This is a genomic window from Novosphingobium mangrovisedimenti (genome assembly GCF_025153475.1).
GTDB lineage: Bacteria > Pseudomonadota > Alphaproteobacteria > Sphingomonadales > Sphingomonadaceae > Novosphingobium > Novosphingobium mangrovi_A.
Window position 1 is genome coordinate 348,217 of sequence record NZ_JANZXA010000002.1, and the last position, 12,277, is coordinate 360,493.

Sequence of the window (12,277 nt, forward strand, 5' to 3'; positions counted from 1 at the left end):
CCGGCAAGGCCAAATCGCAATGACACCAGGGTTGGAACTCAAGTCCATAGCCCCGACGATGGCATCGCTCACGCCATGGCGAAAAGTCCGATCGCCACGGCCAGCCCCAGCATCGGCACCAGCACGGTCAGCACGCCGACGGCCGGATAGGCATCGCGATGGGTCTCGCCGCAGATCGCGCGGATCGTGGTGACGACATATCCATTGTGCGGCAGGCTATCGAGCGCGCCACTGGCAATCGCGACGGTACGATGAAGCGCGGAAGGGTCCGCGCCCATCTGCAGGTACGCAGGCGCGAGCAACGGCAGGGCGATGGACTGCCCGCCCGACGCGGAGCCCGTCAGCCCGGCGATCACGGTAACGGCAATCGCCGCGCCGATCAGCGGATTCCCGGGGATGTGCTGGACGGCATCGAGCGCGGCCTGGAACGCGGGCGAGAGCGCCGCGACCGCGCCGAAGCCGACCACCGCGCACGTGTTGGTGATCGCGACCACCGCACCGGTCGCCCCGCGCGAGAAAGCCGCCGGCATCGCCCCGCGTGAGCGAAGACCGATCAGCACTGCGATCGCCGTTCCCGTGCCCAGCGCCACGACCAGCGCCCACTTGCCCAGCGACTGCGCCGGCAAGAGCGTGGAAACGGGGCCCAGCGCCTGCGGATACTGGAACGCCATGAAGACCGCCAGCACCGCCACCAGCGGGAGGATGCACAGCAACGGGTGCGGCAAGTGGTTGTTCGCGCCGATGGCATCGTCGCTCGGCCGCACCTCGAACCGCTCGCCCCGCGCCACCGCGCGCTTCACCATGCGATCGAGCAGGAAATAACCCAGCCCCGCCATCAGCAGGGCGACGACGAGGCTGACCTGCCAGCCCGCGTAAGCGTCGGTCCCCAGGTACTGCATCGGGATGAGGTTCTGGATCTCCGGCGAGCCGGCACTGGTCATCGTGAACGTGACCGAACCAAAGCACAGCGCCCCCGGAATGAAACGGCGCGGCAGATCAGCCTCGCGGAACAGATGGACCGAGAGCGGATAGACCGCGAAACCGACGATGAAAACCGAAACGCCGCCGTACGTCAGCACGGCGCAGGCCGCCACCACGGCGAGCACGGCATGGCGGATGCCGATACGATCGACCACCCAGCGCGCAACGCTGGCCGCCGCGCCGCTTGCGCCCATGACCTCGCCGAAGATCGCGCCGAGCAGGAACATCAGGAACCAGCTCCCGAAGAAGCCGGTAAAGCCATTCATATAAGCCGTCGCGAAATCGGGTGCGCCTTCGGCGGCCAGCGGCGGCACCCAGGCGATACCGCTGGTGAGTGCCACGAGCGCCGCCGCAATCGGCCCGGCAAGGAGGATGTTTACGCCGCGCACCGTCATCCAGATCAGCAGGACGAGAGCCCCTGCAAGGCCGATGGCACTAACCAAGACCGCTATCTCCCCAAGCTTTGTCAGCAATGCGCACTTGTTGCAGACCGGCCACGCGCTTGTCCATGGGCCAATGCATCAGGGTAACGAGGTTAATTTCACATTTCCCAAAGACCTACCGACTCCGTTTAACCGCCGCCTCCTAGCCTCGGGGCATTCGATAACCGTTGGCGGTCGCATGGCACTGAAACAGATTCCCACGTCCCAGATCGAACTGGGCATGTACATCCACAGTTTTGAAGGCAGCTGGCTGAGCCATCCGTTCTGGCGGGCCCGCTTCCTCGTCGAAGATCAGGAAAAGCTGGAGACGCTGCGCGAAAGCGCGCTCGACGGCGTGGTGATCGACACCGATCGGGGGATCGACGTCGCGGTCAAGGCGGACGAGGCACCGCCGCCGCGCGGCCCCGTCCTCCACTCCGACATGAAGGCCCGGGTCCGGCGCAGGGAGCCCGCGGCCGCGAGCCCGGCACGTCCGGCCGCCCCGGCCCGCCCGATCCGCGCCGCAGCGCCGCTCGCGGGTTCGGCCACGGTCGCGCGCGAATTCGGCAATGCCCGCCGCACGGTCGGGCAGGCCCGCAAGGTCATTTCCAAGATCTTCATCGAAGCACGGCTCGGCAAGGCTCCGCGCGTTGCCGACGTCACCCCCGTCGTCGAGGACATCCACGCCTCGATCGAACGCAATGCCCACGCCTTCTCGGGCCTGATGCGCTGCAAGACGGAAATGGAAGCGATCTACCAGCACATGCTTTCGGTCAGCGCGCTGATGGTCTCGCTCGCGCGGGAAATGCGACTGACGCCGCAGGAAACCCGGCTGGCGGGCATGGCCGGCCTGCTGCTGGACATCGGGGTAAGCCGCCTGGAGATCGGCAATGCGATGATGGCCGGCCAACTCGACGACATCGACGAGGAACTGTGGCAACGCCATTGCTACATCGGGCGCGAGTTGCTGGCCGCGGCCGATGACGTGCCCGAGGAAGTCCTCCACGCGGTCATGCGCCACCACGAACACATGGATGGCTCGGGCTTTCCCCAGAGCCTCGCCGAGCGCGACATCGACTTGTTCTCGCGCATGGCCGCCATCTGCGACAGGTTCGACCTCATCGTCGCCGGCGCGGTGACCGGGCAGGCTGTCGATCCGGCCGAGGCCATGCGCATGATGATGGAGACGGAAGACGCATTCGACAGCGAAATCCTTACCCGTTTCCGCGAGGCGCTGGGCGTCTATCCGGTCGGTTCGTTCGTGAAACTGCGTTCGGAACGCATCGCCATGGTCGTCGACCAGGACCCGTCCGAACCGGCGCTGCCCACGGTGCGCGCGTTCTACTCGCTGGCGGCCGACAAGCACGTGGCGACAAAAACCATCGCGCTCGCCGAATGCTACGGGGAGGACGCGATCACGGGCGTCGCCGACATTTCCGGACTGGACCTGCCGCCCGTCGAGGAGCTGCGCGAACGGCTGTTCTCGGCATCGAAGTGATCAGATCCCGTACCAGAACACCAGCGAGATCGAGAGCGCGGTGACCATGATCGCCACCAGGGGAACGCCCGAGCGCAAGTAGTCGCCGAAGGTGTAGTCCCCCTCGGTCAGGATCATCATGTTGGTCTGGTAGGCGACCGGCGTCGCGTAGCACAGGTTGCAGCCGAACAGCACGGCCAGCACGAGCGGTTCGGCCGGCAGGCCCAGCTTGTTCGCGATGTTGAACGCGATCGGCGTGCCGACTGCCGCGGCCGCCGAGTTCGAGGCAAAGTTCGTCAGCACCGTGACGAAGAGCATGATCGCCGCGAGAACGCCGGCGGGGGGCAGATACTGCAACCCCGCCGCCATCAGGCCGCCCAGCCACGCCGCCGCCCCCGAAACCAGCATGAACTTGCCCAAGGCGATCGACGCCGCGACCAGCACGATGACCTGGGCCGATAGCGCGCGCCCCACGCGCTCGAAGCGCACGCACCCGGTGGCAAACATCAGGATCGCGCCCGCCAGCGCCGAGATCGCGATCGGCACCAGGCCGACCGAGGCCAGTCCCACTGATCCCGCCATGATCGCGAGCGCCACCGGCGCCTTGCCCGAACGCGTCATTTCCTGCCCGCCTTCGATCTGCAGAAGGCCATCGGCATCGGCAAAGCGACGCAGGTCTTCCGGCAGGCCCATAACCAGCAGCACGTCGCCTTCCTTCATCGGCGCGTCGGGCGAATGGGGCCGGGTATCGCGCAGCGGCTGGCGCGCGTGGTGGATGCCAAGCAGGGCCACGCCTTCCAGCCCCGCGGTCTTGGGCGTAAGGCCAATCAGCCTGCTGTCGGGCGCGACGATCATTTCCGCGACCATCAGATCCTTGCCCGAGCGAGAGGAGTCGGCCAGCATCCGCTCGACGAGCCACCGCGGCGCCAGCACGGCGGAAAGCTTGCGCGCCGTTTCCTGCAGCCCTTCGAAGGTACTCGATACGAGCATGCGCCGACCGAGATGACCGGTCGCCCCCGCCGGAAGCCAGGCGACCACGCCTTCGGGCAGATTTCCGCGCACTTCCTCTATGGTCTTGCCGCGCATCGGCGAGTCCTGGGGAATGCGCAGCTTGGCAAGGAACGTCCGGCTTTCCGCCGCCACCGCCTTGGTGTTGTCCGGCAGCAGGCGCGGCATCACCAGCCACATGTAGGGCACGGCGAAAATCGCCGCGCTGAACACGATCGGAGTGAATTCGAAGACGTGGAGCTGCCGCATGCCCAGATCCTGCGCGATCGACACCACCAGCAGGTTGGTGGACGTGCCGATCGTCGTTGACATGCCGCCGATCAGGATCGCCGCGTTGACCGGAATCAGCGTCTTCGACGCCGGCATCCCGCCACGCGCCGCCATCTGCGCCAGGATCGGGATCATCAACACCAGCACCGGCGTATCGTTGATCAGCATGCTCAGCAGCAGGCAGACGACCAGCGTGAACAGCAGCGCCACCATCTTGTTGTACTGCCAGACCCGCGCCAGCGCCCGCGCCGCCGGATCGAGCGCACCGGTCACCACCATGCCGCGCCCGAGGATCATCAGCGAGCAGATCGTCACGAGCGCGTAGTGCCCGAATCCCTCGAACGCGAGCTGGAGCCCGGCGTACTTGTCCTGTCCCGGCATGGGCATGACATAGAGCAGCAGCGCGATCGCGCCGATCGTCAGCAGCGAGACGATCTCGACCCGCAAGGTGCCCTTGACGAAACCGTAGAACATGGTGAGCGCGATGATGATCGCGCTGGCGGCATGGAGATCGGGCAGCAGATGCATCGCCTCGCCCTGCTCAACCCTGCGCCTGGGTCCACTCGACCCGGTAGAGATCGAAACGCCGGTCCTTGAGATTCTGCACCGCGCCCGACTGGCGCGCGGTCAGCAGGGCATCGAGGCTGAGATCGGCGATAGCAATGGTTTCCGTGTTCGGCGCGGCATCGGCGGCGACGCCGTCGCGCGAGAAGGGAAAGTCCGAAGGCGTGAGGATCCCGCTTTCCGCATAGTGCACGTCCATGTTCTCGACATTGGGCAGGTTGCCGACCACGCCGGACGTGACGACGTAGCACTGGTTTTCCACCGCGCGCGCCTGGCAGCAGTAATGCACGCGCAGGAAGGCGCGCCGCTCGTCGGTGCAGAAGGGCACGAACAACAGCAATGCGCCCTGGTTGACGAGGTGGCGGGCCAGCTCGGGGAACTCGCTGTCGTAGCAGATCATGACGCCGATCGGCCCGCAGTCGGTCGGGATCACATTGGCGCCATAGCCGCCCTTGATGTTCCACCAGCGTCGCTCCGAGGGCGTGGGGTGCAGCTTCTGGGTCTCGTGCGTCGAGCCGTCGCGCAGGAAGGTATAGGCGATGTTGCGGATCTCGCTCTTGCCGCCCTCCAGCTTGACCCGCGTAGGATGCGATCCGCCGATGATGTTGATGTTGTAGCTGACCGCCATGTTCTGCATGAAGTCGACGAAGCGGTCGGTATAGGTGGCGATATGCTCGATCGCCTTGGCCGGCTCGAGCTTTTCTTCCTCGATCGACAGCAGTTCGAGCGTGAACAGCTCGGGAAAGACCACGAAGTCGCTCTCGTAGTCGGCGGCGACGTCGATCCAGTATTCGACCTGTTCCTCGAACTGGTCGATGGTCTCGATCTTGCGCATCATGAACTGCACCGTGGCCACGCGCACGTTGGACGGCACGCGTTCCTTGAGGCCGGGGATCGCCTTTCCGGTATCGCGCGGCGCCAGCGGGTTGGTCCAGTACATCAGGACCGCGTTGCCGCCGCTCTCCTTGTCGTTCGGCAGATAGTCGCGAAGGATGCCGTGCGGCTCATAGCCCTGGTTCATCTGGAAGTTGACGACCTGGTCGCGGATCTTCTTGTCCTTGACCGCCTGCAGGTAGTCGGCAGCGTTGGGATAAGTCCGCTTGCGGCGGTAATAGCCCGGCATGCGGCCGGCAAAGGCGATACCTTTCAGCTCAAAATACTGGCACAGCTCCTTGCGTTTGCGATAGAGCCGCTGGCCGATGCGCAGGCGCCGGTAATCGGGATCGACGCAGACCTCGAAGCCATACAGCACGTCGCCGTCCTCGGCTGGCGGACGGCCATAGCCACCGGCGCTGATCTCTTCCCAGGTGTGCGGCTTGAAGGCGAGATCTGCCGTGACGATCATCGTCGCGCAGTGGCCCACCACCGCGCCTTCGTATTCCGCGATGAACTGGCCTTCGGGGAAATTGATCACCTGCCCGCGGATCTCGGCGCGCGTGAAGGCATCCGCCTTGCCATAGACCTTGACCGAAAGCCGGGCGATGGCAGGCGCATCGGCAACGGTTGCCTGGCGGATGATGAGCTTGGCTTTAGTCTGGTCCATGGCCGGCACTATTACGCGTGGGGAGCCCCCGGGTTCCAGTCGTATTCTGCGCGGGGCCTGCCTAGCCCCGGCCGCGGTAGCCCGGCACGCCCTGATCGGGCACCCACAGCCCGCCGGGAACCGGGCCCGACTGCCAGAACACGTCGATGGGAATGCCGCCGCGCGGATACCAGTAGCCGCCGATGCGCAGCCAGTGCGGCTGCATCTCGTCGAACAGGCGCTGGCCGATGCCCACGGTCACGTCCTCGTGGAAGCCGTTGTGGTTTCGGAACGATCCGAGGAAGAGCTTCAGGCTCTTCGATTCGACGATGGTATCGCGCGGCGCATAGTCGATCACCAGATGCGCGAAATCGGGCTGGCCGGTCACCGGGCACAGCGATGTGAACTCGGGCGCGGCGAAGCGCACCAGATAGAGGGTGTCCTTGCGCGGGTTGGGCACGTAGTCGAGAACGGCCTCTTCGGGCGAGGCGGGCAGAGCACTGCTCTGGCCGAGATGCAGGGGGGAAATTGGCGTGTCGCTCATGCAGCAGGCCATGCAGCCAACGCCCGCCCAAGACAAGCGCCAACTCGCCCGGCACGGCCCGGTTCGGCGGCACCGCGCCACGCCTTGCCGCCCGGAGCCACGGCATTAACATACGGTTCAGCGCCCGCGCGTCTTTCGTGGACGAACCATGAGGGGCACACGTCAGATCATCAGGCATATGGCCGTGCTTGCGGCAGCGACCCTGGCCGCGCACGTGCAGGCGCAGCCGCTCCAGGACTGGAGCCTGCCCACCCCCGGGCCCGGCGAAACCGCATCGGCTGCGCAAGGCCCCGTCGATGCGCAGAACCCGGTGGTCCGCCAAGCCGCACCGGACCTTCCGGAACCAGCAACCTCCACGCCCGTCCCGACGGTCGACGCACCTCAGCCTCCCCCCGCGCCCGACATCGGGCCGAGCGCCGCACCGGGGCCACAAGCGGCGGCAAGGCCGCGCCCGACACCAGCGCCTGCAGCAAGCACGGCCGTCCCGGCCCCTTTGCCAGCAGCCCCCTCCCGCCGGCCCTCGCCCGATATGCAGGAAGCGCCCACACCAGTTGTGACGCCTCGGCCCGCTGAAGCGGAGGCCGTCGTGGAACCTGTGCCTCCGGTGGCAGGCAGCGACTCGCGCTGGCCCGTCTGGTGGTGGGGCATACCCGCCGCGTTGGCAGCACTGGTCCCGGGCTTCCTGTTGCTGCGCCGTCGCCGCAACCCTGCGGGCGACGAGGAAGTCCAATCCGTGACGCCGTCGATCCCGCCAAGACCTGTCGCACCGGCGCCCGCAGCCCCGTCCCATCGGGCCGGGTGCGATCTGGAATTCGAACCGGCCGCCATGCGCCTTTCGCTCGTCTACGCGACGCTGCAGTTTCATCTGCGCCTGACCGCGCAAACCGAACTTCCTCCAGGCAAGCTGCTGGCGGACATGATCTCGGCGCACGGATCGTTGCCCCAGGCCATGCAGCTCGCGCCGCCGCCCGAGGCTCTGGGAACGGTGCAAACCTTTGCCCGAATGACGCCGGGACAGGTGCTGGAGGTGAAAGGCGAACTGCAACTGCCCCTGAGCGTGATCCGTCCCGTGCAGCGGGGCGGAGCCGCCTTCATGGTGCCGCTGGTGCGACTGGCCCTGCTCGGCGACGCCCGGCCCGACCTGCCCCATCTGGAACTGGGCTGTGTCTTCACGGTCGGCATCCCCGGCTCCGGCCCTGCGCTGTCGTCCCTGCGGCTCGATACGGGGCCACGGGAGTTCACAGAACTTTCCGCGCGCGAGATCGAGGCCGCGCGCCGCACTGTGCTCTTGCCCCTCGACCACGCCCGCGCGGCGGGCTAGGCTTCTTCGCGCGATAGCGGAGAACACCTTGAGCGATACAAGCAAGCTGGAAGACGTGGCACCGGGAACCCTGGTCGTGGGTGCCGGCCGACGCAAGGAATGGACCGGTCCGGTCGTCAATCCGCCGATCTGGCGCGCCAGCACCCATCTCTACGAAAGCACGGCCGCACTGGCCGAGGGCCCCCGCCGCAACGAGGATGGACACTTCTTCTACGGCCGCCGCGGAGCCCCCACGCAATGGGCGCTGAGCGACGCGCTGACCCAGCTCGAACCGGGCGCGGCGGGCACCGTGCTCTATCCCTCTGGCGTGGCCGCCATCGCCGGCGTCCTGCTCACGGTGCTGCGGCCCGGCGACGTCGTGCTGATCAGCGACAATGCCTATGACCCCACCCGCACCATGGGGAGGGGCCTGCTCAGCGACTTCGGCATCGAGCCGCGCTTCTTCGACCCGCTCGACATTTCCGGTTACGAAGCCCTGTTCTGCGAGCGCACCCGCGCCGTGCTGCTCGAAGCGCCCGGCAGCCTTTCCATGGAAGTCTGCGACCTGCCCGAGCTTGCCCGCATCGCCCGCGCCCGGGGCGCGATCTCCGTTCTCGACAACACCTGGGCAGGGCCGCTGGGTTTTCACGCGCTCGAAAAGGGCATCGACATCACCCTGATGGCGCTTACCAAGCATGTCGGCGGCCATTCGGACCTGATGATGGGAAGCGCCAGCGCCGGCGCGGAATTCTACACCCGGCTGCGTCAGCGCGCGCAGCAGCTCGGCACCGTGGTCTCGCCCGATGACGCCGCGCTGGCGCTTCGCGGCCTCAGGACCCTGCACCTGCGCCTGAAACAGGAAACCGAGAGCGCGCTGAAAATCGCCCAGTGGCTCTCGCAACGGGGGGAAGTGGCACAAGTGCTCTGCCCGATGCTGCCCGGCTCGCCCGGCCACGGGCTGTGGCAACGCGATTTCACCGGCGGCTGCGGGCTGTTCAGCTTCGTCTTCAAGGGCGGCGACGCGGCGGCGCGCAACCGGTTCGTCGATGCGCTCGAGCTGTTCGGCATCGGCTTTTCCTGGGGCGGCTACGAAAGTCTGGCGCTGCCGATCGATCCCGCGACCTACCGCAGTTGCATGGCCTGGCCTCCCGAACCATCCACCGACGAGAGCCGGTTCGGCGTGCGACTGGCGATCGGCCTCGAAGACGCAGACGACCTGATCGCCGATATCGAGCAGGCGCTCGCGGCCTGGAACGCGGGATGATCGCCGCGCTCTCCGCTCTGGCCGCCGCCGCAGTGCCCACGGGCGATGCCAGCGGCGCGGCCGATGCCGGAGTGCTGGTGCCCGCCCCGCTTTCCGTTCCCACCCGGGCTCTGGACCAACCCGTCGCCGGCGCCGAGGGCCTCAAGAACGCGGTCGCCGCCAAGAGCGGGGTGATCGGCAACGTGATCGACACGCTCGACCATCTGGCTGTGCAGATCGGCAGCACGCGCATTTCGGTATGGGACATGACCGTGGTCATGCTGGTGCTGATGCTCGTCGGCTCGATAGCCTGGGGCGCCAGCAAGCTGACTCACCGGCTGATCACGCGCGCGACCCGGCTGGACATGACGCAGCGCCTGCTAATCGAGAAAATGGTCAGCCTGGTAATCTGGGCCATGGCGATTCTCGTCGGCGTCGACATGCTGGGCATAGACCTCACGGCGCTTACGGTGTTTTCGGGCGCATTCGGCCTTGCCATCGGCTTCGGCCTGCAGAAGACCTTCGGCAACCTGTTCGCCGGCATCATCCTGCTGATGGACCGGTCGATCAAACCGGGCGACGTCATCGCCATCACCGACCAGGCAGGCAATTCCACCTTCGGCCAGATCCGGCGCATCGGCATCCGCGCCGTCTCGCTGACCACCCGCGACATGAAGGAATACCTGATCCCCAACGAGAACCTGATGATCAATCAGGTGGAAAACTGGTCCTATTCCAGCAAGAATGTACGCGTCCAGGTGCCCGTGGGGATTGCCTACTCCTCCGATATCGAGAAGGCCGAGGAACTGATGCTGCAGGCCGCCCGCTCGGTGAAACGCATACTCGTTTCGCCGCCGCCCTCGGTCTGGCTCGATGCCTACGGCAACAGTTCGGTCGACTTCATCATCCACTGCTGGATTTCCGACCCGGAAGAGGGGATCGGCAATGTGCGCTCGCAGGTGCTCAAGGCGCTTTGGTATCTTTTCCAGGAGCACGGCATCGAAATCCCCTTCCCGCAGCGCGATCTCAACTTGCGCGAAAACGAGGCCTTTCGAGAGCTTCTGGAGGCGATGCGAAAGACCTGACGATCCCCGCCGGCGAACGCGGGATTACGTCAGGGCAAGCACGCAATCACCGGGCCACGACACCGACCCGATACACCGCCAATCCTGCGCATAGGTTAGCAGATGGCAAATTTGCTAACCTATATGGATATTTACGTCAGGATGGGCCAGGTTTCCGGTCACAAGCCGCTACCGCGGACGCTTTGGAGATGTTATTGACGTATACGTGAACCACCCGAGTCCCCACCGCTTCCCCATCGGCATCGATCCCAGCGACATCGACTTCATGGGCCATGTCAACAATGCCAGCTACCTGAAATGGGTGCAGGCCGCCGTGCTCGATCACTGGCGCACGCTGGCTCCGGCGGATGCGGTATCCCGGCACTTGTGGGTCGCGCTCAAGCACGAGATCACGTACCGCAAGCCTGCCTTTCTGGAAGACGACGTGATCGCCACGGTCCTGTTGGAAAAGGTTCAGGGCGCGCGCGCCTTTTACGAAACCGTGATCCGGCGCGGCGAGGAAGTGCTGGCCGAAGTCAAGTCGAGCTGGTGCTGCATAGATGCCAGGACCATGCGCCCGGCGCGCCTTGCCCGCGACGTGATCCAGAAGTTCTTCCCGACCGACGAGAGCGAATAGACACGGCCGCTTCGGAGACAGCGGCTGGAAATCCGCCGTTCCGCCCCCTCAGTGCCGGACAGGCCGCCCTGCCTTTTCCATTTCCAGCCGATTGCGCCCCTTCGCCTTGGCGACGAACAGCGCCATCTCGGCCCGCTCTATGGTGGAATCGAGGCTGACGCCGATGCTGGCCACGCTGGCGCTGGCAGTGATCGCGAAGCGGCTCTCGCCCACTTTCTGGCGCAGTTCGGCCAGAGTGGTAATCACGCGACTGCAGATCGCCTCCGCCTCTGCCGACGTGGTGCGCGGCAGAAGAACCGCAAAGCGCTCCGAACCGATGCGCGAGATGATGTCTTCGGAACGCAGCATCTCGCGCAGCAGGTCGGCAAAGACGATCAGGACCTCGTCGCCCCTGTGCTGGCCGTACTGCATGTTTATGGTGCGGAAGAAGTCGATGCTGAACAGGGCCAGGCACCCGTCCATCTCCTTCTCGATCATGTGCTCGAGCATCGAGATGAAGGCCGCGCGGTTGGTCAGCTTGGTCAGCGGGTCGGTATAAGTCGCGGCAAACAGCTGCTGCTCGAGTTCGCGCCGCTCATCGATGCTGCGCATGATCGAGAGACCGCCGTAGGTCTTGCCGCTCTCGTCCTTGAGGGCCTGGGTCTGGATCTCGAACCAGCGCCGCCGATTGTCGGTCGTGACGGCGGGGAACTCCACCCAGCGCCGCGGTCCGGCGCCGGCCAGGGCATCGCGGTAGGCCCGCTGTACCGCCTCGCGTCCCTCGGGTGCGACATAGTCCAGCAGATGCGTTCGGGCGAGCACATCGGGCGTGCGAAAACCAAGCTTTTCCAAGGCCGGAGAGGCATGGACGACATTGCCCTCCAGATCCGACTTGAGGATGATGTCGGACGTGCTCTCCGCCAGCAGCCCGTAGAGAGCCGAACTTTCCTGAACTGTCAGATTCATGCCCATGCCGGTGACGTCCCGAACTCCAGAAATCGACACGAGCCGGTGCAAGCCGAACCGTACGCGCCGATTGAAACACCCGGTGCGCCATCACGCATGACGGCAGGCCGGAAAAATGCCCCACACCAACTCATGCACTGCAAACCGCAAGGATGTCTGTTACCCCGTTATATAACGAAACTTATTTTTCCTTTGTTATTCAAATATTTACCACTTCGTTCAGGATTCGGGAAGCTGGAAATTCCGGCGGACGCCCACTTAGCCTTTCCGGTCAGACGAACAGTCCGCGCAAAGCGCCCC

The 12,277-nt window shown here is 65.6% G+C and carries 10 protein-coding genes; 5 read left to right on the forward strand and 5 right to left on the reverse strand.

The genetic code is table 11. The features are described from left to right. Positions 1-68: 68 nt before the first annotated feature. Positions 69-1,424, reverse strand: coding sequence for a GntP family permease (locus NZK81_RS05145; protein ID WP_260044524.1), 1,356 nt, complete (start codon positions 1,422-1,424; stop codon positions 69-71). Positions 1,425-1,602: 178 nt separating this feature from the next. Here NZK81_RS05145 and NZK81_RS05150 point away from each other — a divergent pair, with 178 nt between their 5' ends. Continuing rightward, entirely contained in the window at positions 1,603-2,901 is a 1,299-nt protein-coding gene (locus NZK81_RS05150) for an HD-GYP domain-containing protein (protein ID WP_260044526.1), read from the forward strand. Here NZK81_RS05150 and NZK81_RS05155 read toward each other — a convergent pair whose 3' ends face one another. The 3 genes from NZK81_RS05155 to queF all read right to left on the reverse strand — a co-directional run bounded on the left by NZK81_RS05155 (position 2,902) and on the right by queF (position 6,788). Then, positions 2,902-4,686, reverse strand: a complete 1,785-nt coding sequence (locus NZK81_RS05155) for an SLC13 family permease (protein ID WP_260044528.1) — start codon at positions 4,684-4,686, stop codon at positions 2,902-2,904. Positions 4,687-4,699: 13 nt separating this feature from the next. Next, the gene (locus NZK81_RS05160) at positions 4,700-6,265 is read right to left on the reverse strand and encodes a carbon-nitrogen hydrolase family protein (protein WP_260044530.1); all 1,566 of its coding nucleotides are present in this window, start codon (positions 6,263-6,265) and stop codon (positions 4,700-4,702) included. A gap of 61 nt (positions 6,266-6,326) precedes the next feature. Beyond that, a complete protein-coding gene (gene queF / locus NZK81_RS05165) occupies positions 6,327-6,788 on the reverse strand; it encodes a preQ(1) synthase (protein ID WP_260044532.1) in 462 nt (153 codons plus the stop codon). Between the two features lie 586 nt (positions 6,789-7,374). On the opposite strand from queF, the gene NZK81_RS05170 reads away from it, so the two are divergent. The 4 genes from NZK81_RS05170 (at position 7,375) to NZK81_RS05185 (ending at position 11,032) form a co-directional block, all read left to right on the forward strand. Beyond that, positions 7,375-8,109, forward strand: a complete 735-nt coding sequence (locus NZK81_RS05170; protein WP_260044534.1) for a hypothetical protein — start codon at positions 7,375-7,377, stop codon at positions 8,107-8,109. A 28-nt stretch (positions 8,110-8,137) separates the two neighbouring features. After that, entirely contained in the window at positions 8,138-9,352 is a 1,215-nt protein-coding gene (metC, locus tag NZK81_RS05175) for a cystathionine beta-lyase (protein ID WP_260044536.1), read from the forward strand. Beyond that, a complete protein-coding gene (locus NZK81_RS05180; RefSeq protein WP_260044538.1) occupies positions 9,349-10,416 on the forward strand; it encodes a mechanosensitive ion channel family protein in 1,068 nt (355 codons plus the stop codon). Before metC ends, NZK81_RS05180 begins: the two co-directional genes overlap by 4 nt. Before the next feature lie 205 nt (positions 10,417-10,621). Beyond that, positions 10,622-11,032, forward strand: coding sequence for an acyl-CoA thioesterase (locus NZK81_RS05185; protein ID WP_260044540.1), 411 nt, complete (start codon positions 10,622-10,624; stop codon positions 11,030-11,032). 48 nt (positions 11,033-11,080) lie between these two features. On the opposite strand, the gene NZK81_RS05190 is transcribed toward NZK81_RS05185, so the two are convergent. After that, on the reverse strand, positions 11,081-11,977 hold the full coding sequence (locus NZK81_RS05190) for a sensor domain-containing diguanylate cyclase (RefSeq protein WP_260044542.1): 897 nt from the start codon (positions 11,975-11,977) through the stop codon (positions 11,081-11,083). Positions 11,978-12,277 lie beyond the last annotated feature (300 nt).

Coding starts and splice junctions, on each gene's coding strand:
- NZK81_RS05150 (WP_260044526.1), top strand. CDS start 1,603: ATGGCACTGAAACAGATTCCCACGTCCCAGATCGAACTGGGCATGTAC.
- NZK81_RS05155 (WP_260044528.1), bottom strand. CDS start 4,686: ATGCATCTGCTGCCCGATCTCCATGCCGCCAGCGCGATCATCATCGCG.
- NZK81_RS05160 (WP_260044530.1), bottom strand. CDS start 6,265: ATGGACCAGACTAAAGCCAAGCTCATCATCCGCCAGGCAACCGTTGCC.
- queF (WP_260044532.1), bottom strand. CDS start 6,788: ATGAGCGACACGCCAATTTCCCCCCTGCATCTCGGCCAGAGCAGTGCT.
- NZK81_RS05180 (WP_260044538.1), top strand. CDS start 9,349: ATGATCGCCGCGCTCTCCGCTCTGGCCGCCGCCGCAGTGCCCACGGGC.
- NZK81_RS05190 (WP_260044542.1), bottom strand. CDS start 11,977: ATGAATCTGACAGTTCAGGAAAGTTCGGCTCTCTACGGGCTGCTGGCG.